General features: G+C 67.0%; 27 protein-coding genes. 16 read left to right on the top strand and 11 right to left on the bottom strand.

The genetic code is table 11. The annotated features are described in order from the left end of the window. Positions 1-199 precede the first annotated feature (199 nt). The 6 genes from VA599_RS08145 (at position 200) to VA599_RS08120 (ending at position 3,022) form a co-directional block, all read left to right on the top strand. Positions 200-490: a putative quinol monooxygenase gene (locus VA599_RS08145; RefSeq protein WP_346788216.1), complete on the top strand. Its 291-nt coding sequence runs from the start codon at positions 200-202 to the stop codon at positions 488-490. Positions 491-515: 25 nt separating this feature from the next. Then, entirely contained in the window at positions 516-869 is a 354-nt protein-coding gene (locus VA599_RS08140) for a nuclear transport factor 2 family protein (protein ID WP_346788215.1), read from the top strand. Then, complete coding sequence (locus tag VA599_RS08135) at positions 866-1,399, top strand: P-loop NTPase family protein (RefSeq protein ID WP_346788214.1); 534 nt, start codon at positions 866-868, stop codon at positions 1,397-1,399. Before VA599_RS08140 ends, VA599_RS08135 begins: the two co-directional genes overlap by 4 nt. Beyond that, complete coding sequence (locus tag VA599_RS08130) at positions 1,333-1,950, top strand: P-loop nucleotide/nucleoside kinase family protein (protein ID WP_346788213.1); 618 nt, start codon at positions 1,333-1,335, stop codon at positions 1,948-1,950. Before VA599_RS08135 ends, VA599_RS08130 begins: the two co-directional genes overlap by 67 nt. Before the next feature lie 77 nt (positions 1,951-2,027). Continuing rightward, positions 2,028-2,417: a YkgJ family cysteine cluster protein gene (locus VA599_RS08125; RefSeq protein ID WP_046158500.1), complete on the top strand. Its 390-nt coding sequence runs from the start codon at positions 2,028-2,030 to the stop codon at positions 2,415-2,417. 140 nt (positions 2,418-2,557) lie between these two features. After that, positions 2,558-3,022 carry a DMT family transporter gene (locus VA599_RS08120; protein ID WP_346788212.1) on the top strand — a complete coding sequence of 155 codons (465 nt, stop codon included), beginning with the start codon at positions 2,558-2,560 and terminating at the stop codon, positions 3,020-3,022. 41 nt (positions 3,023-3,063) lie between these two features. On the opposite strand, the gene VA599_RS08115 is transcribed toward VA599_RS08120, so the two are convergent. The 4 genes from VA599_RS08115 to VA599_RS08100 all read right to left on the bottom strand — a co-directional run bounded on the left by VA599_RS08115 (position 3,064) and on the right by VA599_RS08100 (position 5,000). Continuing rightward, complete coding sequence (locus tag VA599_RS08115; protein ID WP_346788211.1) at positions 3,064-3,258, bottom strand: hypothetical protein; 195 nt, start codon at positions 3,256-3,258, stop codon at positions 3,064-3,066. A 185-nt stretch (positions 3,259-3,443) separates the two neighbouring features. Beyond that, positions 3,444-3,905, bottom strand: a complete 462-nt coding sequence (locus VA599_RS08110) for a glycine zipper family protein (RefSeq protein ID WP_346788210.1) — start codon at positions 3,903-3,905, stop codon at positions 3,444-3,446. Between the two features lie 130 nt (positions 3,906-4,035). Then, positions 4,036-4,470: a hypothetical protein gene (locus tag VA599_RS08105; RefSeq protein WP_346788209.1), complete on the bottom strand. Its 435-nt coding sequence runs from the start codon at positions 4,468-4,470 to the stop codon at positions 4,036-4,038. A gap of 71 nt (positions 4,471-4,541) precedes the next feature. After that, complete coding sequence (locus VA599_RS08100) at positions 4,542-5,000, bottom strand: Spy/CpxP family protein refolding chaperone (protein WP_346788208.1); 459 nt, start codon at positions 4,998-5,000, stop codon at positions 4,542-4,544. Positions 5,001-5,189: 189 nt separating this feature from the next. On the opposite strand from VA599_RS08100, the gene VA599_RS08095 reads away from it, so the two are divergent. From VA599_RS08095 to gstA, 4 genes are all read left to right on the top strand, one after another. Further along, positions 5,190-7,433 (top strand): DUF3141 domain-containing protein, encoded by a 2,244-nt coding sequence (locus VA599_RS08095; protein ID WP_346788207.1) that lies wholly within the window; start codon positions 5,190-5,192, stop codon positions 7,431-7,433. Positions 7,434-7,494: 61 nt separating this feature from the next. Next, positions 7,495-7,755 carry a VF530 family protein gene (locus VA599_RS08090; protein WP_021478112.1) on the top strand — a complete coding sequence of 87 codons (261 nt, stop codon included), beginning with the start codon at positions 7,495-7,497 and terminating at the stop codon, positions 7,753-7,755. A 72-nt stretch (positions 7,756-7,827) separates the two neighbouring features. After that, complete coding sequence (locus tag VA599_RS08085) at positions 7,828-8,397, top strand: DUF4337 domain-containing protein (RefSeq protein WP_031296692.1); 570 nt, start codon at positions 7,828-7,830, stop codon at positions 8,395-8,397. Positions 8,398-8,495: 98 nt separating this feature from the next. After that, positions 8,496-9,107: a glutathione transferase GstA gene (gstA, locus tag VA599_RS08080; protein ID WP_104945722.1), complete on the top strand. Its 612-nt coding sequence runs from the start codon at positions 8,496-8,498 to the stop codon at positions 9,105-9,107. Positions 9,108-9,164: 57 nt separating this feature from the next. Here gstA and VA599_RS08075 read toward each other — a convergent pair whose 3' ends face one another. Further along, a complete protein-coding gene (locus VA599_RS08075) occupies positions 9,165-9,701 on the bottom strand; it encodes an NAD(P)H-dependent oxidoreductase (protein WP_346788206.1) in 537 nt (178 codons plus the stop codon). 93 nt (positions 9,702-9,794) lie between these two features. Here VA599_RS08075 and VA599_RS08070 point away from each other — a divergent pair, with 93 nt between their 5' ends. The 4 genes from VA599_RS08070 to VA599_RS08055 all read left to right on the top strand — a co-directional run bounded on the left by VA599_RS08070 (position 9,795) and on the right by VA599_RS08055 (position 13,270). After that, complete coding sequence (locus VA599_RS08070) at positions 9,795-10,130, top strand: winged helix-turn-helix transcriptional regulator (RefSeq protein ID WP_346788205.1); 336 nt, start codon at positions 9,795-9,797, stop codon at positions 10,128-10,130. A 38-nt stretch (positions 10,131-10,168) separates the two neighbouring features. Further along, positions 10,169-12,073 (top strand): bifunctional 2',3'-cyclic-nucleotide 2'-phosphodiesterase/3'-nucleotidase, encoded by a 1,905-nt coding sequence (locus VA599_RS08065; RefSeq protein ID WP_346788204.1) that lies wholly within the window; start codon positions 10,169-10,171, stop codon positions 12,071-12,073. A 77-nt stretch (positions 12,074-12,150) separates the two neighbouring features. Then, the gene (locus tag VA599_RS08060) at positions 12,151-12,483 is read left to right on the top strand and encodes a nucleotide pyrophosphohydrolase (protein ID WP_021478116.1); all 333 of its coding nucleotides are present in this window, start codon (positions 12,151-12,153) and stop codon (positions 12,481-12,483) included. Positions 12,484-12,535: 52 nt separating this feature from the next. Further along, positions 12,536-13,270, top strand: a complete 735-nt coding sequence (locus VA599_RS08055; protein WP_021478117.1) for an NAD-dependent protein deacylase — start codon at positions 12,536-12,538, stop codon at positions 13,268-13,270. 143 nt (positions 13,271-13,413) lie between these two features. Here VA599_RS08055 and VA599_RS08050 read toward each other — a convergent pair whose 3' ends face one another. Beyond that, positions 13,414-14,031, bottom strand: coding sequence for a short chain dehydrogenase (locus tag VA599_RS08050; RefSeq protein WP_346788203.1), 618 nt, complete (start codon positions 14,029-14,031; stop codon positions 13,414-13,416). 94 nt (positions 14,032-14,125) lie between these two features. On the opposite strand from VA599_RS08050, the gene VA599_RS08045 reads away from it, so the two are divergent. Continuing rightward, positions 14,126-15,037 carry a LysR family transcriptional regulator gene (locus VA599_RS08045; protein ID WP_231467700.1) on the top strand — a complete coding sequence of 304 codons (912 nt, stop codon included), beginning with the start codon at positions 14,126-14,128 and terminating at the stop codon, positions 15,035-15,037. A 22-nt stretch (positions 15,038-15,059) separates the two neighbouring features. Here VA599_RS08045 and VA599_RS08040 read toward each other — a convergent pair whose 3' ends face one another. From VA599_RS08040 to VA599_RS08030, 3 genes are all read right to left on the bottom strand, one after another. Then, on the bottom strand, positions 15,060-17,675 hold the full coding sequence (locus tag VA599_RS08040; RefSeq protein WP_346788202.1) for a cytochrome c peroxidase: 2,616 nt from the start codon (positions 17,673-17,675) through the stop codon (positions 15,060-15,062). Between the two features lie 63 nt (positions 17,676-17,738). Next, entirely contained in the window at positions 17,739-18,305 is a 567-nt protein-coding gene (locus VA599_RS08035) for a hypothetical protein (RefSeq protein WP_104945715.1), read from the bottom strand. A 132-nt stretch (positions 18,306-18,437) separates the two neighbouring features. Further along, positions 18,438-21,923, bottom strand: a complete 3,486-nt coding sequence (locus VA599_RS08030) for an indolepyruvate ferredoxin oxidoreductase family protein (RefSeq protein ID WP_104945714.1) — start codon at positions 21,921-21,923, stop codon at positions 18,438-18,440. Positions 21,924-22,286: 363 nt separating this feature from the next. Between VA599_RS08030 and rarD the strand changes: the two genes are divergently transcribed. After that, positions 22,287-23,198: an EamA family transporter RarD gene (gene rarD / locus VA599_RS08025; protein WP_346788201.1), complete on the top strand. Its 912-nt coding sequence runs from the start codon at positions 22,287-22,289 to the stop codon at positions 23,196-23,198. Positions 23,199-23,268: 70 nt separating this feature from the next. Here the strand turns inward: rarD and VA599_RS08020 are convergent, their stop codons facing one another. Together VA599_RS08020 and VA599_RS08015 are read right to left on the bottom strand one after the other, a co-directional pair. Then, positions 23,269-23,865 carry a helix-turn-helix transcriptional regulator gene (locus tag VA599_RS08020; protein WP_346788200.1) on the bottom strand — a complete coding sequence of 199 codons (597 nt, stop codon included), beginning with the start codon at positions 23,863-23,865 and terminating at the stop codon, positions 23,269-23,271. A 1-nt stretch (position 23,866) separates the two neighbouring features. Beyond that, entirely contained in the window at positions 23,867-25,270 is a 1,404-nt protein-coding gene (locus tag VA599_RS08015; RefSeq protein ID WP_429838577.1) for an HlyD family type I secretion periplasmic adaptor subunit, read from the bottom strand. Between the last annotated feature and the right edge of the window lie 5 nt (positions 25,271-25,275).

Raw genomic sequence — 25,275 nt, 5'->3', positions numbered from 1 at the left:
CAAGCCGGGCGCCTACGATTTCTGGGTGGCGCAGGGCGCAGGGCGGAGGAGCGATAGGCGACGAGCCTCTGGCCGACGCCGCGCGCCGCGAGGTGAAGATGGAGTTCTATTGATATGGGCGGAGGGGCTGCCGCCTGTCTGAGTGTTTGATCTCGCAGTCGAGATTTGGCCAGATTAATTGATCGCAATGGAGAAGACGATGTTTCCCCTGATCGTGAGCTTGGAAGCGAAAACGGCAGCTGATGTTCCAGCCATCGCCGCCGCGCTGGCGCGGATGCGGCCGTTGTGCCTGGCGGAGCCCGGCTGCCTGTTGTGGGAGGCCTACCATTCCGAGGCCGATCCCAAGGTGTTCGTGCTGGTCGAGCATTGGGAAACCCGCGCGCACTGGGAGGCGCATGGCAAGCTGGGCGCGATCCAGACCATCTATCTGCCCGAGGTGCTGCCGCGAACCAGGCGCGCCGCCCATCCATCCACGCTGCTGGGCGTTTAGGCCCAGGTCTGAAAAGGTCACGCCGATGCTGGACAAGACATTCGCCGAGGAACTGGCGCGGGACTGGATAGACGCCTGGAACAGCCATGACCTGGCGCGCATCCTGGCGCATTACCGCGACGATTTTGAAATGAGCTCGCCGTACATCGCCGAGATGGCCGGCGAAGCGTCCGGCCGGCTGCAGGGCAAGCCGGCGGTGGCCGCCTACTGGGCCGAGGCGCTGCGGCGGCTGCCGGACCTGCGTTTCGAGCATCTGGCCACGCTGACCGGAGCCGATTCGCTGACCATACATTACCGCGGCGCGCGCGGCCTGGCCGCCGAGGTGCTGTGGCTGGATGATGCCGGCAGAATCTGGCGCGCGGCGGCGCACTACCAATGACCGCGCCATTGCCTGGCCGGGTATTGATCGTTGGCGGCAGCGGCGCCGGCAAGAGCGCGCTGGCGGTCCGCTTGGCCGCAGTCTCCGGCGCGCCGCTGGCGGAGCTGGACGCCTGGTTCTGGGGGCCTGGCTGGACGCGGCGGGAAACGTTCTCCGCCGAAGTGGCGGCGCTGGCGGAACAGCCGCGCTGGGTGGCGGAGGGAAGCTACTCGTCCGCGTTGCGGATGCTGATGCCGCGCGCCGAGCTGGTGGTCTGGCTGGATTATCCGCGGCCTTTGCAGGCTTGGCGCATCGCGCGGCGCAGCCTGCTGCGAATCTGGCGCCGGCAAACGCTGGCGCATGGCAACCGCGAAACCTTGCGCGGCACGCTGTTCTCAAGGGATTCCCTGCTGCTGTGGATGTGGCGCGGCCATGGCAAGCGGCGCGACGAGTTATCGGTCCTGCGCGCGGCGCGCCCGGAATCGTGGCTAGTCTTCCGCGTCCCGACGCAAGCAGCGCGCTGGCTGAGCGGGCTGCGCTGGCCGGCATGATTGAGTCCGCCCTGCTGCTGATCAGCGGCTTGCCTGGCAGCGGCAAGAGCACGCTGGCGCGCGGCGTGGCCGAGGGGCTGGGTTGGCCATGCCTGGATAAAGATGATTTCCTTGAAGCGCTGTTCGACGCGCGCGGCATGGGCGACATGGCCTGGCGCAGAGCGTTGAGTCGCGAGGCCGACTCGCATTTTCTGGAGGCGCTGCAAGCCGCGCCACGCGCCGTGGCTTGCTCCTGGTGGCGGCATCCGCAGGGAGAGGGCGACTCAGGCACGTCGCTTGTGGACTTGGCGCGGCCTGGACGCCTGGTGTTGGAGCTGCACTGCCGTTGTCCCGCCGAATTGGCTGCCGCGCGTTTCGCCCGGCGCGTCCGCCATCCCGGCCACTTGGATGCTCAACGAGATTTCACAGACTTGTCGCTGCAGTTGCGCCGCTCCGAGCATTTAGGTCCCTTGGGCCTTGGGCAATGCCTGATTCTGGATACTTCGGTCCCAGCAGATTTGACCGGAGCGTTGGCATGGACGCGTCATGCGCTTGCCGTCGGCGCTTGCTGATCCGCCGCGTCATCCGTAGAATGCGCGCTTTCCCGCAAGGGGAAAGTTTCGCGTATTCAAAGTGTTAAGGATGAGCCGTGGCCGACATCAACCGCCTGGAAACCTGGATCAAGTACAAGAACGGCCTGTGCGGCGACTGCATGGCGTCCTGTTGCACGATGCCGGTGGAAGTGAAGCTGCCGGATCTGGTGCGCATCGGCGTGGTGGACGAGTTCGAGCTGGAAGAGCCGATCAAGAACATCGCCAAGCGGCTGGAAAAGCAGCGGGTGATCCAGCATTTCAATTTCAAGAACAGCTTGTTCACGCTGGCGCAGCGCGCCAACGGCGATTGCCTGTATCTGGATGCGCAGACCCGGCGCTGCACCATTTACGAGCGCCGCCCCAATACCTGCCGCAACCATCCCAAGATTGGTCCCAAACCGGGCTTTTGCGCCTATACCCGCGACAGCCGTCCGCGTCAGAAGTAATTCATTTATCATTGCTGGTCGCCTTGCTGCCGGTGTCGCGCAGCGGGCGTGGACTGGACCGCGTTCCACGTGGAACAGCGGCATGGCATCATGCCTCCGCCATGGGCGGCGGCGGCCTATCGTTATCGAGGAGCGCGGCGATGCAGGCGATCTTTCCCTTGCTGGCCTTTCTGGTCGGGGTGGTGGTGCCGCTGCAGGCGGCGGTCAACAACCAGCTGCGCCTGTTGCTGGGCAACAGCACGCTGCTGGCGGCGCTGGTGTCGTTCGGCACCGGTTGCCTGACGCTGGCGCTGTTGTCGCTGGCGACGGGCCAGCGCTGGCAAAATCTGGCGGCTTTGGCACGCGCCGAATGGTGGATGTTGTTGGGCGGGGTATTGGGCGCTGGTTTCGTGTTCGGCACCACCTTGCTGGCGCCGCGCCTGGGCGTGGCGACCATGGTTTCGCTGATCATCGCGGGTCAGGTGTTCACTTCGTTGTGCTTCGACCGCTTTGGCTGGCTGATGATGCCCTTGCGCGAGTTGAGCGCGGCCAAGCTGACTGGCGCGGCGCTGGTGGTCGCCGGCGTGCTGCTGGTGAATTTTGGCGACCGCTGGTTCGGCCGCTGAAATGCGATCCCGCCGGTCGGGCCGGCGGGATGTCGGGTCGTTTACTGCTGGGTGGACGGCGCTTGTGGAGCCGGCGCCTGGATCGGAGCCGGGGGCGCCGGGTTCATGTCCTGCAGCGACAGCGGCACGCTGGGCGGCACGGCGGGATTGTCGAAGGGGCGGACATTGGCGTCCTGGGCGCTGGCGAAGGCGCTGGCCAGCAATAACGCCAGCGAGGTCATGAGCAGTCTGAGCATGGCGGAATCCTTTGATGTTGTTGAACGGATCGCCCTCGGTTTTCCTGTTGCGGCCCCGGAAATGTATTGGGCGTACTTTCATTATTAATGCCAATTCGACCGAAGATGTTTCCTGAAATTCTCTTTTTGTTTCAATATGTTAAATGGTTTGTTTGTTGAGTGATTTTGCCTGCATAGCATGGTTCTCAATAGGGCGGCGGCGGCAGGTAGGTGCGCCGCGCCGGGTATTGGCCCGGCAGCTGGTTGCCCTTCGCGTACATGCATTGCTGGTAGGCGATGTTGTAACGGGTTTGCGCATCGTAGCCGGCGTAAGCGCCGTTGGAGCCGCCCACCGCGGCGCCGGCCAAGAGGCCCATGCCGGCGCCGACGCCGGTGCCCTGGTGGTTGCCGCCTATCAGCGCGCCGGCCGCGGCGCCCACCACCGTGCCCAGCGCCATATTGCCGGCCAGCGTGGCGTTGGACGCGTCGGCGGCGGCCGCGCCGCTATTGTTGGCGGCGTAGGCCCGGCATTGCTGCTCTTCCTGCGCGAACACGTCGAACGGCTTGCCCGGCGCCGGCATCACCGCCACCGTCGGGCCGGTGGGCTGCGTGGCGCAGGCCGCCAGCAGCGGCGGTAACAGCAGCATCATGCAATAGCGTGCTTTCATGGCGTTTCCTTCGGCTTAGAGCCGCTAACAAAACCCCTGATCCTGCGTTACGCCTCCTTGTCGTACGACTGGTACTGCCTGCGTCGGCGTGCCTTGGCTCAGGTCCTCTGCGAGGTTTTGTTAGCGGCTATTATCTGGGCGGCTGCGCCGGCACGGTTTTCCAGCCGCCCGGACATTCGCTGACGTAGGGGTAGTACTGTTTCGCCGCCTTGCAGTAGTACCAGACCTGGGCCGGCTCCTGCGGCGCGGCGGCAACCGGCGGGGCCGGCGGAGCGAGCGGCACCGCAGGGACGACGGGCACGGCCGGGGCCACGGCGACGGCGGGCGGCGCGTACAGGCTGGGATAGGGATAGATGGGCGCGGTGTAGAAATACCAGGCGCCGCCGACCACCCACCACCAACCCATCCGGCCATGGTAATAACCGTGGTTCCAGTAGCCGCCGCGCCAGACGTTGATGCTGATGCGCGGCCCGCCGTGGTGGTAGTACGCCTCGGCGGGGGCGATGGCGGCCACGGCCAGCGCAGCGGCCAGCAGCGCGCCGCTCAAGCGGATGCAGGCTTTCATGATGGGCCTCTTTCGGTCGGTTGCCGCGCGCGGAGCGATGGACGCCGCCGCGCGTAAATCAAGTCGCGGGATCAGCCGTTGGCCGGGGCCGCGCCTTCCGGTTTCTTATGATGCTGCCGCTTGTCGCGCGGGCCGTGCAGATTGTCCATGGTCTTCTGCTGTTCCGGCGTCAGTTGCGCGTAGAAGGCCTTCAGCGCGTCCAGGCGCTGCTGCATCCGGGCTTGCTGGCGCTGCATCATGCTTTCCATCTTCTCCGGCGCGGTGGCGTTGGCGTCCATCGGCGGCTTTTCCATCTTTTCCGGCTTCATCGACGCGGTGAAGGCCTGCCAGGCGGCTTCCTGCTGCGGCTGGATCTTCAGCTTGTCATGCAACGCCTGCAGATGCTTGGCGCGCATTTCCTCGCGTTTGGCCGGGTCCATATGCCAGCCCTTGTGGGCGGAAGCCGGGGCCGGAGCATCGTCGGCGTAGGCGGCGGCGGAGCCAGCGAACAGCAAGCCGGCGACAAGCAGGGGTTTGAGCAGCTGGGTCATGACGGTTTTCCTTCGCATGGGCTGTAGGTGGCTGCAGTATTGGATGCAAATGTCTGGCGAGTTTTGCCGTGGAAATCGCTTATGTTTATGACTGTTAATCTGCAATAACTTGTTGATACTCTTGCCATCGAGAGGTGGGGGCGGCAGCCGTGGGCTACAGTGAAAGCTGCGGACAACCGGGAGATCTGCATGGCGGAAACCGACAAGGGGGGATGGTGGTCGCTGGGCCAGCACTGGGCCGACTACTGGACTGACGCCGTCCAGCGCGGCCTGCTGTTCTGCGATGTGCTGCGCGAGCGCGGCGACACCTATCTGGACCACCAGGCGTCCGGCAATCCGCCGGTGCTGGTGTTCGATTTCGACATCATCGTCGACGGCCGCGAGCTGGACGAGCCGGTCAACTACGCGCTGGCGGCGATCCGGCCGCCGGACAACTGCCCGCCGACCGATCCGGAGCTGCGCCCCTTCGTGGTGATAGACCCGCGCGCCGGCCACGGCCCCGGCATCGGCGGCTTCAAGATGGACAGCGAGATCGGCATCGCGCTGCGCCAGGGCCATCCCTGCTATTTCGTGATGTTCTTCCCGGTGCCGGTGCCCGGCCAGACCATAGAGTGCGTGTGGCGGGCGGAGAAAGCTTTCCTGCGCCGGGTGCGCGAGGCGCATCCGGGCAACGCCGGCAAGCCGTTCGTGATCGGCAACTGCCAGGGCGGCTGGGCGCTGACGATGGTGGCGGCCTCGGCGCCGGAGGATGTCGGCCCCATCCTGCTGGCCGGCTCGCCGCTGTCCTACTGGGCCGGCGTGGCCGGCAAGAATCCGATGCGCTACCAGGGCGGCATGCTGGGCGGCACCTGGCTGGCCTCGCTGACCGGCGATCTGGGCCACGGCCAGTTCGACGGCGCGCACCTGGTTTCCAATTTCGAGCAGATGGACCCGGCCAACACCTACTGGAAGAAGGGCTACCACCTGTACGCCAATGTCGACAAGGAGCGCAACCGCTTCCTGGAGTTCGAGCGCTGGTGGGGCGGCCACTACCTGCTCAACAAGGAAGAGATGGAGTGGATCAGCCAGAACCTGTTCGTCGGCAACCGGCTGAGCCGCGGCGAGGTGTATCTGGACGACGGCGAGGCGAGGATAGACCTCAGGCAGATCCGCTCGCCCATCATCGTGTTCGCGTCCTGGGGCGACAACATCACGCCGCCGCAGCAGGCGCTGTTCTGGATCGCCGACCTGTACAAGGACGTGGAGGAGATCCGCGGCAACGAGCAGACCATCGTCTATTGCCTGCACGAGCAGATCGGCCACCTCGGCATCTTCGTGTCCGCCGGCGTCGCCAACAAGGAGCACAGCGAGCTGGCCAGCGCGCTGGACCTGATCGACGTGCTGCCGCCCGGACTCTATGAGGCGGTGATCACCGACACCTACCCGGAGATGCCGGGCCTGCAGTATCTGCAAGGCCGTTACGTGATCCGCTTCGAGCCGCGCGAGGTGGAGGACATCCTGGCGCTGGGCGACGGCCGCGACGGCGAGCGCGCGTTCCAGGTGGTGAAGCGGGTGGCGGAAATCAACCAGCAGCTGTACGACAGCTTCGTGTCGCCGTGGCTGCAGGCCTGCACCACGCCGTGGACCGCGCACCTGATGCGCGAGATGCACCCGTCGCGCTTCGAGCGGCGCTGGTTCTCCAGCCGCAACCCCTTGCTGAACGGCTTGTCGGACTGGGCCGGCAAGGTAAGGGAGGCGCGCAAGCCGGTGGACGGCGACAACCCGTTCTGGCAATGGCAGCAGACCGTGTCCGACTGGACCGCCAGCATGCTGGACGGCTGGCGCGACCAGCGCGACGCGATGAAGGAAATGACCTTCCGCGCCGTTTACGACGCGCCGCTGACCGCCGCGCTGGTTGGGCTGGATCCGCGCCGGCCCTATCGGGTGCGCAAGAACGGAGGCGGCTGGGAGCGCGCTGAGATGCTGCGCCTGAAGCGGCGCGAGCTGGAGGAGCATTATTCCGAAGGCGGCGCGGTGGACGGTTTCCTGCGCCTGCTGATCTACGTCGCCATCGGCAACGGCGTGGTCGACGTGCGGCCGTTCAACGCGATACGCCGGGTGATGCAGGACACCGGCCTGGGGGAGGAGCTGACGCTGGAGGCGTTCAAGCAGGCGGTGCGGCGCCAGACCTGGCTGGTGCGCAACGACGAGAAGCGCGCGCTGGCCACCATCCAGGACCTGTTGCCCGGAGAGGCGCAACGGGCGATGGCGTTGGAGCTGGTGATGCTGCTGCTGGCGGCGGCCGGGCCGATCAGCGTGGAGAAGCAGCAGCGGCTGGGCCGGGTGGCGCTGGCGATGGGCGTGACGGCCGGCGAGGTGCCGGACGCCGGGGAGGCGGTGGTGCTGAAAAAGCCGCGCGCGACGCGCAGCCGCAAGAAGACGGCGGCCAAGTAGCTTTGCCAGCGGACGGGCGGCGGCTTACACTCGCCGCTTTTGCTTTTACAGGATGTTTTCGATGAGCGGCCAGGCCAATAACTCCACCCACGGCGTCACGCTGGAAATGATGCTGAACCAGCTGCACGCGCATTTCGGCTGGGAAGGGCTGGCGGAGCGCGTCGACATCCGCTGCTTCCGCAACGATCCCAGCATCAAGTCCAGCCTGGTCTTTCTGCGCCGCACGCCGTGGGCGCGCGCGCAGGTGGAGGCGCTGTTCGTCGAAATGAAGAGCCGGCCGGCGGATTCCCGGCCGCGCTTGTTCGGCAAGAAGGCCGGCTGACATCCGATCTCCTCTTGCCGCGTTATGTTGAACAAGGCGGCGGATGGTCCGGCGCCGGCCAAGGGGAACAATATGGAAGTCGAAATCAGCGTGGAAGCGGAGAAGAAGCGCCTGAACAGCTGGGTGGCGCTGACCGTGGTGGTGCTGTCGGTGCTGATGGGCTTGGGCAAGCTGAAGGACGACAATATCGTCCAGGCGCGCCAATTGCTGAAGGCCGACGCGGCGGACGCCTGGTCCGAATACCAGGCCAAGAAGATCAAGCTGCACCTGACCGAGGCAGGCATGCGCCAGGCGGAGCTGCTGGCGCTGGCGAACCCGGCCAGCGCGGCGGCGCTGAAGCCGCAGCAGGAGCAATTGCGGCATGAGCTGGCGCGCTACAAGGTTGAAAGCGAGGCGCTGCGCGGCAAGGCCGAAGCCAAGGAAGGCGCGATCGAGCCCTTGAACGCCCGCCACGATTTGTTCGACATCAGCGACGCCGGGCTGTCTATCGCGGTGGCCTGCGCGGCGGTGGCGGCGCTATCGGCCAACCTGTTGCCGCTGTTCGCGTCCTGGGGCTTCGGCGCGCTCGGCATCCTGTTCTGGCTGGCCGGTTTCGCCGGCTGGAACCTGCGCATCGAGTGGCTGATCGGCCTGCTGGGCTGACGGCGAAACCCTGGCGGGAAGGGGGTTGCAATCGGCATGGTTTTGGATCAGGCTGGCGCGGTTGCGGTTTGTCCCATCCTTCCCACAGGAGCATAGAGATGAAACTGTATTACTCGTCCGGAGCCTGCTCGCTGGCTTCGCACATCGTTCTGTTCGCCAGCGGCCTGCCGTTCAGCGCGGAGGCGGTCAGCCTGCGCGACGTGCCGCACACCACCGCCGGCGGCGCCGACTTCACCGCCATCAATCCCAAGGGCTACGTGCCGGCGCTGCAGCTGGACAACGGCGAGCTGCTGACCGAGGGCGTGGCCATCATGCAGTACATCGCCGACCAGGTTCCCGACAAGCAGCTGGCGCCGGCCAACGGCACGCTGCCGCGCTACCGGCTGCAGGAATGGCTGAATTTCATCTCCACCGAGGTCCACAAGAACTTCTCGCCGATCTTCTCCGGCAAAACCGACGAAATCAAGGAAGACGCTTGGGCGCGTCTGCAGCCGCGGTTCGCGCTGCTGCAGGCGCAGCTGGAGAAGACGCCTTATCTGCTGGGCGGCCAGTTCAGCGTCGCCGACGCCTATCTGTTCACCTGCCTGTCCTGGGCGCAGTATCTGCAGCGCTCGCTGGCGGCCTACCCGGCGCTGCTGGCTTTCCTGAAGCGGGTGGCCGAGCTGCCGGCGACCCAGCAGGCGCTGAAGGCTGAAGGCCTGCTCAAGTAAGCCCGCGACGCCCATGCGATGCCCGGCCCGCGCCGGGCATTTTGCTTGGCGCGCCGCTCAGACGGCCTGATCCAAATAATGCAGATAGGCGTCGGCGCTGGCGTCGATTTCGGCGTCGCTCAGATCATGTTCCGCGCCGTGCAGCGTGAAGGCCGGCAGCCAGCGGGCGCGGATGTAGCGGCAGGTGAGTTCGAATGGCCGCAGCAGCTCGTCCATTTGATAGCGGTAACGCCCGTCGGCGGCGAAGTCTTTGCCGCGGATGCCGGTGGATACCGCCACGCTGATCCGTTTGTCCGCCATCCGCCGGTCCTCCGGCCGCGGCCCCACCGCGAAGCCCTCGTCCAACACCAGGTCCTGCCATTTTTTCAGCAGCGGCGGCGAGCTGAACCAGTAGAAGGGGAACTGCAGCACGATGCGCGAGTGGGCCTCCAGCAGCGCCTGTTCGCGCGCGACATCGATGTCCTCATCCGGATAGGCGCCGTATAGCGAGTGAACGGCGTAGCGTTCGGGATGTCTTTCCAAGGCCTCGATCCAGCGGCGGTTGACGCGGGATTGGGCGAGGTCGGGATGGGCAACGATGATCAGCGTTTTCATGGCGTCTCCTTGAAGTGAGCCGCCATGCTAGAGTTTTTTCAATTGATTGATAAGTAAGCACTTTTTTGTTTCATGGGAACCTGAAGGTAATCTATGCGGGAGCTGGCGGGACTGAATTTTCCGATAGACGCGACGATGCGGCTGGTCGGCGGCAAGTGGAAATGCGCGATCCTTTGCCATCTGATGGACGGCGGCGAGCTGCGCACCGGCGAACTGCGCCGGCTGTTGGCCGGCGTGTCGCAGAAGGTGCTGACCGAGCAGCTGCGCGAGCTGGAGCGCGACGGCCTGGTTTCGCGCACCGTGCATCCCGAAGTGCCGCCGCGGGTGGAATACCGGCTGACCGAGCTGGGCGGCTCGCTGCGGCCCATCATCGACGCGATGTGCGAGTGGGGGAGCGGCTATCTGGAGCAAGCCCGGCCGGGCGTATAATGCGGACGCGATAAAAACACTCAAAAGGCCTCCCCGTGATGAAATCCGCGCCGCTTTTCGCCTCTCTCGCCGCCGTGTTCGCCGCCTCCGCCTGGGCCGCTCCGGTCCAACTGCGGGTGCTGGAAACCTCCGACGTCCACATGAACCTGCTGGCCTATGACTATTACCAGGACAAGCCGGCGGCCGATTTCGGCCTGGAGCGCACCGCCAGCCTGATCGCCGCAGCGCGCGCCGAGTCGCCCAACAGTCTGCTGATCGACAACGGCGATCTGCTGCAGGGCAGCCCGATGGGCGATCTGGTGGCCAAAATCAAGCCGCTGCAGGCCGGCGACACCCATCCGGCCTACAAAGTGCTCAATGCCTTGAAGTACGATGCCGGCAATCTGGGCAACCACGAATTCAACTACGGCCTGCCTTTCCTCGCGCAGTCGCTGAAGGGCGCGGCCTTTCCCTACGTCAACGCCAACGTGCTGGATGCCAAGACCGGGCAGCCGCTGTTCACGCCCTACACCCTGCTCAAGCGCGAGGTGAAGGACGCCGAGGGCAAGGCCCATGCGTTGACCATCGGCGTGATCGGCTTCGCTCCGCCGCAAATCCTGCAATGGGACAAGAACAATCTGCAGGGCAAGGTCACGGTGCGCGACATCCTGGAAACCGCGCGCGACTATGTGCCCAAGATGCGCGCCGCTGGCGCCGACCTGGTGATCGCGGTGCCGCATTCCGGCTTCGAGAAGGGCGAGCTGCCGCGCTTCGCCGAAAACGCGGTGTCCGGCCTGGCCGAGGTGCAGGGCATCGACGCCATCCTGTTCGGCCACGCCCATGCCGAGTTTCCGTCGGCCGCTTTCGCCGGCTATCCCGGCGTGGACCTGCAGGCCGGCACCATCCATGGCGTGCCGGCGGCGATGCCGGGCCGCTGGGGCGACCACCTGGGCGTGATCGACCTGACGCTGGAGCAGTTGGACGGCAAGTGGCGGGTGGCCGGCAAGCGGGCGACGCTCAGGCCCATTTTCGACAAGCAGGCGAAGAAGTCGCTGGCGGACATCGATCCGCGGGTGAAGGCGCTGATCGGACCCGAACACCAGGCGACGCTGGACTACGTGCGCGGCGAGGTGGCCGCCACCCGCCGGCCGATCTACAGCTACTTCGCCCAGGCGGCCGACGATCCCTCGGTGGCCATCGTCGCCGAGGCGCAGCGCTGGTATATGCAGCGGGCGCTGCAGGGCACCGAATACGAGAAGCTGCCCATCCTGTCCGCCGCCGCGCCGTTCAAGGCTGGGGGCCGCCAGGGCTGGAATTACTACACCGACATCCCGGCCGGCAAGCTGGCCATCCGCAACCTGGCCGACCTCTACATCTATCCCAACACCATCAAGGCGGTGAAGATCACCGGCGCCGACGTGCGCGAGTGGCTGGAGATGTCGGCCGGCCAGTTCAATCGCATCGACCCCAAGGGCCCGGCCGCGCAGGCGCTGATCAATCCGGAGTTCCGCTCCTATAACTTCGACAGCCTGTACGGCGTCAGCTACCAGGTCGACGTCACCCAGCCTGCGCGCTACGACGGCGACGGCAAGCTGGCGGCGCCGGACAGCCATCGCATCGTCAACCTGACCTTCAACGGCAAGCCGATCGACCCGGCGCAGCGCTTCATCGTGGTGACCAACAATTACCGCGCCAGCGGCGGCGGCAATTTCCCCGGCATCACCGCCGACAAGATCGTGGTGGACGCGCCGGATGAGAACCGCGCCGCGCTGGCGAGTTATCTCGCCAGCAAGAAGGTGATCGACCTGGGGCAGGGCCGGAACTGGCGCGTGCTGCCGGTGGCCGGCGTCGGCCTGCGGTTTACCACCGGCGCCGGTGCGATGCGCTATTTGCCGGAGCAGAAGCAGTTCAAGCTGGCGAAGGACAACGGCGACGGCTCGGTGACGCTGGAGCTGGCGGAATAAGACCGAAGGCCGGCTGCGCGCCTGGAGCCGGATTCACCGGCCGCGGCTGGCGTTCCACGTGAAACGAGAAAGTGACGATGAATCAAGACAAACTGATCGATGTCGGCGGCCTGACCGCCGCCTTGCAGCGCTTCGCCGACGAGCGGGATTGGAACCGGCATCATTCGCCGCGCAATCTGTTGCTGGCGCTGGTGGGCGAGGTGGGCGAGCTGGCGGAGATCTTCCAGTGGCTGGATGACGATGCTGCGGCGCGGTTGCGCGACGATCCGGCCAAGTTCACCCATCTGCAGGAAGAGATCGCCGACGTGCTGCTGTATCTGACGCGGCTGGCGATGGTGACCGGCGTCGATCTGGACGAGGCGGTTCGGGATAAGATGGTCAAGAACGCAATAAAATATCCGGTGGCTTGACCCTTACGCTATAGTGGCCATGGGGCATGGCCCGGCGGCAAGGAAGCGGTGGATGAGCGTGACGGAAAGGCAAGTGCAGTATCTGCGGCAACTGGTGGGCGGCGCGCGGCGCATCGCGGTATTGACCGGCGCCGGCATGAGCACCGAATCCGGCATCCCCGACTTCCGCTCCGCCGACGGCCTGTGGTCCAGGGACATGAGCCTGGCCGACGCGGTATCGGTGGACTACTTCCAGCGCGACCCCGCCGCCTTTTGGCGCGCCTTCCGCGACATCTTCCACATCAAGCTGGTGGGCGACTACCAGCCCAATGACGGCCACCGCTTCCTCGCCGCGCTGGAGGAGGACGGTAAGGAAGTCACCATCCTCACCCAGAACATCGACGGCCTGCACGGCCGGGCCGGCAGCCGCCGCGTGCTGGAATTGCACGGCACGCTGCTGACCGCCAGCTGCCCCGATTGCCGCACGCCGCATCCGCTGGATTATGTGCAGCAGCACGAGCTTCCGGCTTGCCGCCGCTGCGGCGCGGCGTTGAAGCCGGACGTGGTGCTGTACGGCGAGGCGGTGCCGATGATAGACGTGGCCTTTCAGGCGGCGCTGAACGCCGAGCTGCTGCTGGTGATGGGCTCGTCGCTGGAAGTGTCGCCGGTCAACCTGATCCCGGTGGAAGCGGCGCGGGCCGGCATTCCCTGCGCGCTGATCAACTACACGCCCACCCGCTTCGACGCCTTGTTCGACCTGTGCATCCACGCCGGCATCGGCGAAACCTGCCGCCAGCTGCGTTCCTGATCCCTTGGGCATGATGCCGGGCCCGTGCTTATCTTAAGAAAGCCGCCGCTTGCTGCGTTTCAAGGGGACGGGCAATGGATCGCATCCATTGGAACCATGGGCTGGATCCGGGCGCGGGTTTCGCCGCCTCCATTCTGCTGTGGCTAGTCCAGCCGGCCCAGGCGGTAAGTCTGGCCGGTTTGCGCGCCCTCTATGCTCAGGCTGTAGGCGCGCGCCACCTGGCGCGCCTCCACCAGCGGCACGCCGCGGAACAGCGGCCCGTATTCGGCCTCCGATTCCGCCAGCAGCAGCGGGCTGACCAGATTGATGCGCAGCCGGCGCGGCAGTTCGACCGCGGCGGCGTTGACGAAGCCCTCCAGCGCGGCGTTGGCCATGTAGACATTGCTCAGCAGCGGCACGATGGCCTGCGGCTGCCAGGCGCCGCCCACCAGCGTGAACGAGCCGCCGTCGGCCAGCTGGTCCAGCCCGCGCAGCACCACGTTGACCTGGCCCATCAGCTTGGAGTCCAGCCCGACTCGATAGCGCGCGGCGTTCATTTCGGCCAGCGGCCCGACATGGCCGTTGCGGCCGCCGGTGGCCACCGCCACTGCGTCGAGCCGGGGCAGCTGTTGATACATGTCGGCGATGCTTTGCTCGTCTTCGATGTTCACGCGCACGTCGCCGTGATGGCGGCCGGCGGCGATGATTTCGTGGCGGCCGGACAGCTCGGCGGCGATGGCGCGGCCGATATTGCCGCTGGCGCCTATCAGCAGGATTTTCATATCGTCTTCCTTGCAGCTTGTGTGGGGGAACCATCAGCTTAGGCGCGCGCGCGGCTTGGAAAAACCGGGCAAACGTGGAAATATTGGAATCAATATGGAAACAATCGAACCCTCATCCGAGCTGGCGCTGGTCTTTCTCGAAGTGGCGGAAGCCGGCAGCATCACCGCCGCCGCCGAGCGGCTGGCCACGTCCAAGTCGCAGGTCAGCAAGCAGCTGAGCCGGCTGGAGGCGCTACTGGGCGCGCAGCTGTTGTTTCGCAGCACCCGCAAACTGACGCTGACCGAGGCCGGCCATGCCTATCTCGGCTACTGCCGCCGGTTGCGGACGCTGCTGCGGGAGTCGGCCGCGGCGGTGCGCGGCCTGAGCGGCGACGCGGACGGCACGGTGAGGCTGACGGTGCCGCAGATGTTCGCCGGCGCGTTCGGCGCCGAGCTATTGTTGGCTTTTCATCAACAGTATCCGCGCATCTCGGTGGAGCTGGACGTCAGCGTGGCCGAGCGCGATCTGGAGGAGGACGGCTTCGATCTGGCCATCCGCTCCAGCCGGGAGCTGCCGCCGCAGCTGGTGGCTCGCCCGCTGTTCCAGACCCGCGACTGGGTGGTGGCGGCGCCGTCGCTGCTGGCCGAACGCGGCGCGCCGGCCGAGCCGGCCGATCTGGCGCGGCTGCCCTGCGTGGTGCACAGCCGCTACCATGGCGGCGCGCGCTGGCGTTTCGAGCGCGAGGGGCGAGCGGAAGAGGTGGAGGTGCCGCATTGGCTGCAGGTCAGCGATTACAGCCTGAACCGCAAGCTGGCCGAAGCCGGCGCCGGTTTTGCGCGGCTGCCGGATTTCGTCGCCGAAGCCGCCTTGATCGGCGGCAGGCTGGCCAGGGTGCTGGCCGGCTGGGAGACGCCGGCGCGGCCGGTCTATCTCGTCTATCCGAAGAAAACGCCGCAGCCGGCAAAATCCCGGGCGCTGATCGATTTCTGCGCCCAGTGGTTCGCCGCCAAGCCAGGCCGGGGCTGAGGGCGCCGGCCTGGCCGGGCGCTCAGCGGCGCGACAGCTCGTCCAGCCCCGCGGGCTTCAGCCGCGGCGGTCCGGACAGCGCCCGCAGGAAGGCTTGCAGCGCCTGCTTTTCCGCCTCGCCGAGGCCCAGCGGCTTGAGCAGCGGCGACGGCTTGGGCTGGGTGTACTTGTCCAGCCCGGCCGCGGCCACCTCGTTGCCGCCGTTGTTGTAGAACTCCAGCACGCCGCCGCCGTCATCGGCGAATAGCGGCATGTCGCCGTTGTGCATGTAGCCGCCGGTGTACAGCAGCTCGCGCAGGCCCGGCGTGCGGAAGGCGCCCATGTCGTCGCTGCGTCCGGTGATCGCGCCGCGGCCCCGGTCCTCGCGGTCGCGGCCGATGAAGTGCAGGCCCAGGTTGTGGAAGCGCTGGTCGGACAGCTCCGGCCCGTTGTGGCAGTTGAGGCAGCGCGCCTTGGTGCGGAACAGCTGCAGGCCCCACAGCGCCTGGTCGCTCAAGGCCTGGGCATCGCCTTTCAGGAAGCGGTCGAAGGCGCTGTCGCGGCTGATCAGCGCGCGCTCGAAAGTGGCCAGCGCTTGCGCCAGCCGTCCGCTGTCCACCGCGGCATCGCCGAAGGCGGCGGCGAACAACGGTCCGTATTCCGGCGCGGCGGCGATCTTGGCCACCGCCGCGGCCAGCGGCTGGTGCATCTCCAGCGGATTGGCGATCGGCCCCAGCGCCTGCTGTTCCAGGCTGGCGGCGCGGCCGTCCCAGAACAGGCGGGCGAAGTAGCCGCTGTTGATCACCGGCGGCGCGTTGCGGCCGCCCAGTTGGCCGACGTGGCCGGACGAGACTTCCCGCGGATCGGCCCAGCCGTGCTGCGGATCGTGGCAGCTGGCGCAGGCGATGCTGTTGTTGCGCGACAGCCGGGCATCGAAGAACAGTTTCTCGCCCACCGCCGCCTTGGCCGGGGAATAGGGGTTGTCGGCCGGGAAAGGCATTGCCGGCAGCAGACCCAGATCGCGGAAACCGTCGTGGGCGGCGGCGTCCAGCGTCGGCGCCGGCCAATCCGGTTGCGCGGCCTGGCCGGGACGGTAGCGCAGGTAGCGCTGGCGCCAGTCGGCCAGCGTGGCGGCGTCGGGCGGCGTGTCGTCGCTGTCCGGCATTGGCGGCTTGGCCGCGCGTTTGCTGATGGCCAGCAAGGCTGCGGCGCCGGTGTCGGCGTATCGGCCATCCGCGCGCAGGATGCGCGCCTTGCCGGCATTGTCCCGCACCCAGATCGCCTGCGTCGCCGCGGCGGCGGGGAAGGCCGCGCGGAATGCGGCGTCGCCCGCCAGGCGCAGCTGCAGCCAGCGGCTGCCGTCCACGGTGCTGGGCAGCGACCAGTCGCGCTGGCCGCACCAGGCCTGGCCGTTGGCTTCGCCTAGCGCGGAAGAGACTTGCCCGGGCTGGATGTCGCGCGGGCGCGCCTGCCACAGCACCACCTTGAGGAAGGCGTCCGGATGTTCGCCGTCGTCGACGCAGGCGGCGGCGTCGCCCGGCTTGGCCAGCTCGCCGGCGCGATCCACGGGGATGTAGGGCGGAATGGTTTGCGGCAGGTCTTCCGGATTGGGCGCGTCCGGCAGCGTTGGGCCGCGCACCAGCCGTATCTTGGCCGGCATGCCCAGGCTCAGGCTGACGTGCGGCAGAGTGCGGTGGGTGTCGTCGAAGGCGACCGCCAGCGAACCCCGCGCCTGGCGGCTGGTGGCGGTCCAGTAGAACGCCGGTTCGGCGTCGGGGAAGGCGTGGCGGTCGATCGCCGGCAGATTGCGCTGAGGGTCGAGCTGGCTCCAGTCGAGCAGCGTTTTCAGCTCGCGTTCGCTGGGCAGCCGCCAGTCGTCGTGGCCGCACAGCTTCTGCTGATTGACCGCGTCGACGTAGGTGACGGCCAGGCAGTCCTCCTGGCCCGGCTCGCACTGGGCCGGGCGCTCGGTTTCGCGGCTGGCGCTGGCGTAATAGCTGTGCAGGCGGCTGCGCAGCCCGGATTCCGCTTTCACTTCCCAGCTGAGCCCGGTCTGGCTGTCGTCCGCGCAGCCGGCGGCATCGCCGGACGCCAGCGGGTGGCCGTCGGCGGCGTCGCGTGCCTGGAAGCGGGCGGGGCGCTTGGGATCGAGCGCGGCCAAGCTCAACTGCAGATGGGCCTGCGCGTATTCGGCGCTGACCAGGCTGCGGCCGATGCCGAGCCGATCGATCAGGGCCTGGGCGTCGTCGATGTCGGCCAGTTTTTGCGGCTGCTGGAAGCGGGCGGCGTCGGCCGGGGCTATCTGGATGCCGTTGCCGGGGTTGTCGTCGCTGTCCAGCGTCAGCAGCAGGCGGGCGATCTTCAGCGCGGCGGGATCGCCGGCGTCTTGCGCGCCGGCCAGGCTGAGCGGGGTCAATACCGGCGAGCCGGCGGCGGCGCCGATCTCCAGCTTGCCGATGCGGAAAGCGACGGTTTCGCCGCTCAGGTATTGGAATTCGCCGGCGGCGGTGGTTTTGCCGGCGCGGGTGGGGGTTTCGTAATCCAGGCCGCTGACGGCGCTGTCGATGAAGCGGCCGGTTTGCGGCGGCGAGGCGGCGGGGCCGCCGCCGCAGCCGGCGAGCAGCAGGGCGGAGGCGAAGGTGCAGGCGAGGCGGTGCATTGTAATGAGAATTATTTGCAAAATTCTCGATTATGCCCTGCCGCGGCCTTCCGCAGCAAACCATTACATCGCCGGCGGGAATGCCCCCTGGTCTTCGCAGTTCTCCACCAGGATGTCGTCCGGACTGGTATTGGGCACGTAAACCTGGTTGACCGGCGATGGCGGGAAGTCGGGATCGGGCGCGCAGTCGGCGCTCTGGCCCGGACCCACCGCCACCTGGACGCCGGCTTTCAGCTGGCAGCGCACCACGCTGTTGAGCTGGCTCCAGGCCGGGCAGATGGCGTTGGCCGCCTGGTACTGCGCGACCGGACCCTGCGGCTGGCTGAACGACCACCAGCGGCCGAGGCGGGAGCCCGGCTTGGCGTTGTCCCACACCCGGTAGACGACGGCGCCGGCGGCGGCGTCCTGGCGATAGACGGCGCCCTCGCACAGGCCGCCCTTGCCCGGCGCGCCGACGGCCTTGGCCAGCAGTTCTGGGTTCTGCGCCGCGCTCATGCCGGCGGGCGGCGGCAGCACGCCGCCGACGCAGCCGTTGGCGGCCAGGCCCGGCTTGGCGGGCGGGGTGGTGGAGCAGGCGATCAGGATCAGGCTGAATGAAGCGACGGCGGCGCGGCGCAACAGAGCGGACATGGCGAGTCTCCAGTCGGTGGGAAAACGGTTCGCATACTGGGAAACATAGTTGATCCCAATGTCATTTGCAGTGGCGAATGGAAAAAAGGCGTCGACCTAAGTCGACGCCCAAAGCTGCGGAAACAATCGTGATCAGGCGACAGCGGCCTTGGCGGCGGGTTTGCCGTCCTGGGCCGGACCGCCTTGCAGCTCGGCCTGGCGGGTCTTGGCCTGCCGGTAGTTGGCCAGCTTGATGTGGCCGAAGCCGCGCACGCCTTCCCAGGTCTTCATCCATTCCACCGCCCGCGGCAACGCGTCCGGCGACAGCTTGGCCAGCAGCGCCGGCAGCTCCTGCTCGAACTCGGCGATCAGCTGCCGTTCCAGCTTGCGGTCGTCCTGCCAGGCGAACGGGTCCAGCGCGGTGCCGCGCAGGAAGCGCAGCTTGGCCAGCGCCTTCATCGCCGGCATCAGCCAGGCGCCGATGGCGATCTTGCGCGGCTGGCCACGGGTCAGCCAGGCCACGCCGATGTGGAAGCGCAGCTTGTAGTCGCCATCGAACTGGGCGGCCACCTCGCGCTGGAACTCGCCGTCGCTATACAGACGCGCCACTTCGTACTCGTCCTTATAGGCCAGCAGGTGGTGATAGGCGCGGGCGGCGGCCAGCGTCAGCGCGGTGCTGCCGGGCTGCGCGGCCTCCTCGGCCTGGCGCACCGTTTGCACCAGCGCTTTGTAGCGCTCGGCCAGCGCGCCGTTCTGGTAGGCGGCGAGCAGGGTGGAGCGATGGTGGACCACGGCGTCCGGCGTTTCACGTGGAACGAAAGCCACCACGGCGGTCGGGCTGACCAGCGCTTCGACGCGGGCCAGGTCCTGGGCGGCGTGGCGGCCCCAGGTGAAGGCGTCCTGGTTGAACTTGACCGCGGCGCCGTTCAAGCGCACCGCTTCCATGATCGCTTCCAGCGACACCGGCACCAGGCCCTTTTGCCAGCCGTAGCCGAGCATGAACATATTGGCGGCGATGGCGTCGCCCATCAGCGCGGTGGCCAGCTTGTTGGCGTTGACTTCGCTGAAGCGGCCGGCGCCGACCGCTTCGACGATGGCGTCCTTCATCGCCTTGGCCGGGTAGCGGATGTCCGGGTTCTTCAGGAAGCCGCTGGTCGGCGATTCGTAGTTGTTGACGATGGCGTGGCTGAAGCCGTCGCGCATCTTGGCCAGCGCTTCTTCGGCGGCGGTCACCACCAGGTCGCAGCCCAGCACCAGGTTGGCGTCGCCGGCGGCGATGCGCACCGCGTGCAGCTTGTCCTGGGAGTCGGCGATGCGCACGTGCGACCACACCGAGCCGCCCTTCTGCGCCAGGCCGGCCATGTCCAGCACCGTCACGCCCTTGTTGTCGAGGTAGGCCGCCATGCCCAGCACCTGGCCGATGGTGACCACGCCGGTGCCGCCGACGCCGGTGACCATGATGCCGAACGGCTCGTGCAGCGCCGGGATCTTCGGCATCGGCAGCGCCGGCATCTTGGCGAGGTCGGCGCTGGCGCCGGCCGGCTTCCTCAGCTTGCCGCCTTCCACGGTGACGAAGCTGGGGCAGAAGCCCTCGACACAGGAGTAGTCCTTGTTGCAGCTGGACTGGTCGATCTTGCGCTTGCGGCCCAGCGGCGTTTCCACCGGCAGCACCGACAGGCAGCCGGACTTCTTGCTGCAATCGCCGCAGCCTTCGCACACGCGCTCGTTGATGAAGGCGCGCTTGGCCGGGTCCGGGAACTCGTTGCGCTTGCGGCGGCGGCGCTTCTCGGCGGCGCAGGTCTGATCGTGGATCAGGATGGTCACGCCTTCAATGTCGCGCAGCTCGCGTTGCACGCGGTCCAGCTCGCGGCGGTGGAACACGTCGATGCCGGGGGCCAGGCCCTGGACGTTCTGGTACTTGTCCGGGTCGTCGCTGGTGATGACGATGCGCTTGACGCCCTCGGCCGCCAGCTGGCGGGTCATCATCGGCACGTCCAGGTAGCCGTCGACGTGCTGGCCGCCGGTCATCGCCACCGCGTCGTTGTACAGGATCTTGTAGGTGATGTTCACTTTTCCGGCCACCGCGGCGCGGATGGCCAGGATGCCGGAGTGGAAGTAGGTGCCGTCGCCCAGGTTGGTGAAGATGTGCTTGGTGGTGGTGAACGGCGCCTGGCCCAGCCAGGTGATGCCCTCGCCGCCCATCTGGGTGAAGGTCTTGGTGGTTTCCGGGCTGATCCAGTGCGCCATGTAGTGGCAGCCGATGCCGGCCACCGCGCGGCTGCCTTCCGGCAGCTTGGTCGAGGTGTTGTGCGGGCAGCCGGAGCAGTAGTGCGGCACGCGGGCGATGGATTCGCGCGGCTGCACCAGCTGCGCCTCTTTATCGTCGTAGAACTTCAGCCGGTCGTGGATCACCGGGCTGTCGAAGATCAGCGCCAGCCGGTTGGCGATGGCGCGGGCGATCATCGCCGGAGTCAGCTCGCCGGCGGCCGGCAGCAGCCAGTCGCCGTGCGGCAGCGCCCATTCGCCTTTCTCGGCGAACTTGCCCACCACGCGAGGGCGCATGTCGTCGCGCCAGTTGTACAGCTGTTCCTTCAGCTGGTATTCGATGATCTGGCGCTTCTCTTCCACCACCAGGATTTCTTCCAGGCCCTGGGCGAACTGGCGCACGCCTTCCGGCTCCAGCGGCCACACCATGCCTACCTTGAAGATGCGCAGGCCGATGTCGGCGGCCTGGGCTTCGCTGATGCCCAGGTCGTCCAGCGCCTGCATCACGTCCAGATAGCTCTTGCCGCAGGTGATGATGCCCAGGCGCGGCTTGGGCGAATCCAGCGTGATGCGGTTGAGCTTGTTTTCGCGCGCGTAGGCCAGCGCCGCGTACAGGCGGTGGTGCAGCACGCGCTTTTCCTGCGCCAGCGGGGTGTCGGGCCAGCGGATGTTCAGGCCGTCCTCGGGCAGCGGGAAATCCTTGGGAATCTTGAATTCCAGCCGTTCCGGCGTGATGTCGACGATGGCCGAGCTCTCGACAGTGTCGGTGATCGCCTTGATCGACACCCAGCAGCCGGAATAGCGGCTCATCGCCCAGCCGTGCAGGCCCAGGTCCAGCACTTCCTGCACGCCGGACGGGCTCAAGACCGGGATCATGCTGGCGGCCAGGATGTGGTCGGACTGGTGCGGGAAGGTGGACGACTTGGCGGCGTGGTCGTCGCCGCAGACCAAGAGCACGCCGCCGTGCTTGGCGGTGCCGGCCGCGTTGCCGTGCTTGAGCACGTCGCCGGAGCGGTCGACGCCCGGACCCTTGCCGTACCACAGAGAATAGACGCCGTCGTATTTGGCGCCTTCGAAGATATTGACCTGCTGAGTGCCCCATACCGCGGTGGCGGCGAGATCTTCATTAAGGCCGGGGTGGAACACCACGTTGTGGGCGTCCAGATGCTTCTTGGCCTTGATCATGGTCTGGTCGACATTGCCCAGCGGCGATCCCCGATAGCCGGTCACGTAGCCGGCGGTGTTGAGGCCGGCGGCGCGGTCGAGTTCCTGTTGCAGCATGGGCAGGCGCACCAGCGCCTGGATGCCTGTCATCAGAACCTGGCCGGTGGGGGCGGTGTATTTTTCTTCCAGGTCTGCGTGGCGGATTGACATGGTTTCTCCTCCTGTCGTGCTCGCTTGTGGCGATCAGCCCGCGGCTGCCTTGTGGGCGGCTGGTTCCGGGCGCTTGCTGTGCTGGCGGGCGCCGGGGACACTTTATTTTTATACCTTGTGCCCTGGGTATGCGCGGCTGTCGCAGCTTAGAGTGTTAACCCTAATGTCGCCGACTATAGTTTACGTTTACGTCAACGTCAAAGGGATCGCGACAAGGCATCTCCGGGTGCGGTTTATGTGCCAGTGCAGCAAAATATTGCTTGTTAAGTGTTTGTAAACCGACTGTATAGGTAATGATGATTTTTCCGACGGAACAAAGCGGGTAAGCTGGATGTTGGAATATTCCGTGTCGCAGAGAATCGCATGTCTTCCTCTTCTTCCGCCGGCGATAGCCGCGGCGTGCTGTACACCGTCGGCGCCTTCATCTGCTGGGGCCTGTTTCCGCTGTACTGGAAGCCGCTGCACGAAGTGCCGGCTTTGCAAATTCTGTGCCACCGCATCGTGTGGTCGGCCTTGTTCGTCGCGCTGGTGCTGACCGCGCTCAGGCAATGGGGCGACGTGCGCGCCGCGTTCCGCCAGCCGCGCCAGCTGGGCGTCTTCGCGCTGTCGTCGACGGTGCTGTCGCTGAACTGGCTGATCTATATCTGGGCGGTGAACGCCGGCCACGTGGTGGAAGGCAGCCTGGGCTACTTCATCAACCCGCTGGTCAACGTGCTGCTGGGGCGGCTGGTGTTGTCCGAGCGCCTGAGCCGGCCGCAGAAACTGGCGGTGGGGCTGGCGGCGGCGGGCGTGGCCTGGCTGACCTTCAGCGCCGGCTCACTGCCGTGGATCGCCTTGTCGCTGGCCGCCACCTTCGGTTTTTATGGCCTGCTGCGCAAGATGGCGCCGCTGCCGTCGCTGCCCGGCCTGGCGGTGGAAACCTTCCTGATGTCGCCGCTGGCGCTGGCGGCGCTGCTGTGGTTCGAATGGAGCGGGCAGGGCGCTTTCGGCCATGTCGACGCGCTGCGCAACGGTTTGCTGATCGGCGCCGGGGTGGTGACGGCGGTGCCGCTGTTGATGTTCGCCGCCGGCGCGCGCCGGCTGAAGCTGGCCACCGTGGGGCTGATCCAGTACATCGGCCCCAGCATCCAGCTGGCGCTGGGCGTGATGCTGTATGGCGAGCCTTTCGGTCCCGACCGCGCGCTGGGCTTCGCGCTGATCTGGGGCGCGCTGGCGTTGTATTCGGCGGTGGGCGCGCGCGAGCTGTGGCGCGGCAGGCGCCGGCAGCCGGCTTGAGCCGCCTGGTCCATCAAAGCAAAACGGCCATCCCGAAGGATGGCCGTTTTTTCATGCGCGGCGCGCCGTTTCAGTGCGCGGGCTGGGTCAGCTTGAGCAGCAACTGGAAGCGGTCTTCGACGCCGAACTTCTGGAAGATGGCGGTGAGGTGGGCCTTGACCGTGCGTTCGGTGATGTCCAGCTCGCGGGCGATCTCCTTGTTGGAGCGTCCCTGCTTGAGGATGGCGATCACCTCGGCCTCGCGGCTGGATACCCGATCGCGCCAGCCGGCCTGCTCGGGCGGCGGCACCAGCGCGCCGAAGCGCTGGCACAGCTGCAGCAAGAGGCTGCGGCCCAGCCAGGTGCCGCCGGCGGCGACGCTGGCGGCGATCTGGCGCAGCTCGTCGGCGCCGGCGTAGGCGTGGGCGTAGCCGGCCACGCCCAGTTGCAGCCAGTGCATGCCTTCGGCGTCGTTGGGCGAGGAGCTGAGCGCCACCACCCGGTAGTGGCGGCACAGCGTCGGCCAGTCGGCGTCGCGCTGGCCGGCGTCCAGGCTGGCCAGGTCCAGCCACAAGACGGCGTCCCGCTCCTGCGGCGGCGGCAGGCGCGCGCAGCGGCGCGCCTCTCCCAGCGCGTCCTGCCAGTAGCCGGCCAGCACCGAGCTGGCGGAGAACAGCAGGTGGACCATGTCAGCGCTCCCGCAACGCTTCGGCCTTGGCGCGCAGCACCGGCTTCAGCAGATAGGACAGAATGCTCTTTTTGCCGGTCATGATGTCCACCTGGGCCACCATGCCGGGGAAGATGGGCAGCTTTTCCTTGCCCAGCAGCGAGCCTTGGGTCTTCACCTTGACGATGTAGAAGGCGTTGCCCTTCTCGTCGGTGATGGTGTCGGCGCCGATCTCGGCCACGCTGCCCTCCATGCCGCCGTAGATGGTGAAGTCGTAGGCGGTGAAGCGCACCACGGCGCGCTGGCCGGGATGGAGGAAGGCGATGTCGCGCGGGGTGATCCGGGTTTCCAGCAGCAGCGAGTCGTCCATCGGCACGATCTCGATGATGTCCTTGCCCGGTTGCACCACGCCGCCGATGGTGTTGATGAACAGCCGCTTGATCTCGCCGCGCACCGGGGAGCGGATCTCGGACAGCTTCACCTTGTCGGCCAGCGCCACGCTGCCGGCGGACAAGCTGCTGGCCTTGGCCATGGTGTCCGACAGCTCGGCGCTGGCGGTGTTGCGCATCGCCAGCTCCACTTCCTGGATCTTACGCTGCGCCTCGCCGATCGCGGCCTGGATCTTGGGCATCTGCGCGGCGGCTTGGTCGCGTTCGCCGCGGAAGCGGGCGACGTCGCGCTCCAGGCGCAGCAGGTCGACGTCGGACACCGCACCGGACTCCTTCAGCGGCCGGGTGACGGTGAGTTCCTTCATCGTCAGATCGTAGCTGGACAGGGCCTGGGCATAACGGGCGCGCACCTCGTTCAGCTCCTGGCTGCGCTGCGCCAGCTGCTGGCGGGCGATGCCGACGCTGGCGTTCAGCTCCATCTGCTTGGAGTTGTACAGGTCCATTTCCTGCTTGGCGATCTCCGGCGCCAGCTCCAGCACCTTGGGCGGCAGCGAGAACGGCGTGCCGCTGGCCAGCGCCTTCAGCCGCGCGGTCTTGGCCTGCAAGGCCAGGTACTGCGCCTGGTTTTCCTCCAGCGAGGAGACGAAGCGGGTGTTGTCCACCTTGAGCAGCAGTTGGCCCTTCTGCACCACCTGGCCCTCCTTGACCAGGATCTGCGACACCACGCCGCCGTCCAGGCTCTGCAGGTGCTGGTTCTGGCTGGACGGAATCACCTTGCCCTCGCCGCGCGACACTTCGTCCACCTTGGCGAAGGCCGCCCACAGGAAAGCGACGATGAACACGCCGAGCATGCTCCAGACGAAGATGCGGGGCCGGCCCGGGCTCTGCTGCAGGATCGCCCAGTCGGCGTCGGCGGCGAAGTCGTTGCGGTCGGCCAGGTCTCGGGCGGAGGCCCAGTCCATCAGTTTGTCCCAGTACGGGCCGGTGCGTTCCTGACCGCGCTCCACCCAGCCGTTCAGGCGTTGTTTCCAGTTCATTTCCA

Source organism: Chromobacterium indicum (assembly GCF_039708975.1).
In the GTDB taxonomy this organism is placed as follows: Bacteria; Pseudomonadota; Gammaproteobacteria; order Burkholderiales; family Chromobacteriaceae; genus Chromobacterium; species Chromobacterium piscinae.
The sequence above is the reverse complement of the archived record's forward strand: the minus strand, read 5'-3'. Positions and strand labels throughout refer to the sequence as shown.

Coding starts and splice junctions, on each gene's coding strand:
- VA599_RS08145 (WP_346788216.1), top strand. CDS start 200: ATGTTTCCCCTGATCGTGAGCTTGGAAGCGAAAACGGCAGCTGATGTT.
- VA599_RS08140 (WP_346788215.1), top strand. CDS start 516: ATGCTGGACAAGACATTCGCCGAGGAACTGGCGCGGGACTGGATAGAC.
- VA599_RS08135 (WP_346788214.1), top strand. CDS start 866: ATGACCGCGCCATTGCCTGGCCGGGTATTGATCGTTGGCGGCAGCGGC.
- VA599_RS08120 (WP_346788212.1), top strand. CDS start 2,558: ATGCAGGCGATCTTTCCCTTGCTGGCCTTTCTGGTCGGGGTGGTGGTG.
- VA599_RS08115 (WP_346788211.1), bottom strand. CDS start 3,258: ATGCTCAGACTGCTCATGACCTCGCTGGCGTTATTGCTGGCCAGCGCC.
- VA599_RS08110 (WP_346788210.1), bottom strand. CDS start 3,905: ATGAAAGCACGCTATTGCATGATGCTGCTGTTACCGCCGCTGCTGGCG.
- VA599_RS08105 (WP_346788209.1), bottom strand. CDS start 4,470: ATGAAAGCCTGCATCCGCTTGAGCGGCGCGCTGCTGGCCGCTGCGCTG.
- VA599_RS08100 (WP_346788208.1), bottom strand. CDS start 5,000: ATGACCCAGCTGCTCAAACCCCTGCTTGTCGCCGGCTTGCTGTTCGCT.
- VA599_RS08095 (WP_346788207.1), top strand. CDS start 5,190: ATGGCGGAAACCGACAAGGGGGGATGGTGGTCGCTGGGCCAGCACTGG.
- VA599_RS08090 (WP_021478112.1), top strand. CDS start 7,495: ATGAGCGGCCAGGCCAATAACTCCACCCACGGCGTCACGCTGGAAATG.
- VA599_RS08085 (WP_031296692.1), top strand. CDS start 7,828: ATGGAAGTCGAAATCAGCGTGGAAGCGGAGAAGAAGCGCCTGAACAGC.
- gstA (WP_104945722.1), top strand. CDS start 8,496: ATGAAACTGTATTACTCGTCCGGAGCCTGCTCGCTGGCTTCGCACATC.
- VA599_RS08075 (WP_346788206.1), bottom strand. CDS start 9,701: ATGAAAACGCTGATCATCGTTGCCCATCCCGACCTCGCCCAATCCCGC.
- VA599_RS08070 (WP_346788205.1), top strand. CDS start 9,795: ATGCGGGAGCTGGCGGGACTGAATTTTCCGATAGACGCGACGATGCGG.
- VA599_RS08065 (WP_346788204.1), top strand. CDS start 10,169: ATGAAATCCGCGCCGCTTTTCGCCTCTCTCGCCGCCGTGTTCGCCGCC.
- VA599_RS08060 (WP_021478116.1), top strand. CDS start 12,151: ATGAATCAAGACAAACTGATCGATGTCGGCGGCCTGACCGCCGCCTTG.
- VA599_RS08055 (WP_021478117.1), top strand. CDS start 12,536: ATGAGCGTGACGGAAAGGCAAGTGCAGTATCTGCGGCAACTGGTGGGC.
- VA599_RS08050 (WP_346788203.1), bottom strand. CDS start 14,031: ATGAAAATCCTGCTGATAGGCGCCAGCGGCAATATCGGCCGCGCCATC.
- VA599_RS08045 (WP_231467700.1), top strand. CDS start 14,126: ATGGAAACAATCGAACCCTCATCCGAGCTGGCGCTGGTCTTTCTCGAA.
- VA599_RS08040 (WP_346788202.1), bottom strand. CDS start 17,675: ATGCACCGCCTCGCCTGCACCTTCGCCTCCGCCCTGCTGCTCGCCGGC.
- VA599_RS08035 (WP_104945715.1), bottom strand. CDS start 18,305: ATGTCCGCTCTGTTGCGCCGCGCCGCCGTCGCTTCATTCAGCCTGATC.
- VA599_RS08030 (WP_104945714.1), bottom strand. CDS start 21,923: ATGTCAATCCGCCACGCAGACCTGGAAGAAAAATACACCGCCCCCACC.
- rarD (WP_346788201.1), top strand. CDS start 22,287: ATGTCTTCCTCTTCTTCCGCCGGCGATAGCCGCGGCGTGCTGTACACC.
- VA599_RS08020 (WP_346788200.1), bottom strand. CDS start 23,865: ATGGTCCACCTGCTGTTCTCCGCCAGCTCGGTGCTGGCCGGCTACTGG.
- VA599_RS08015 (WP_429838577.1), bottom strand. CDS start 25,270: ATGAACTGGAAACAACGCCTGAACGGCTGGGTGGAGCGCGGTCAGGAA.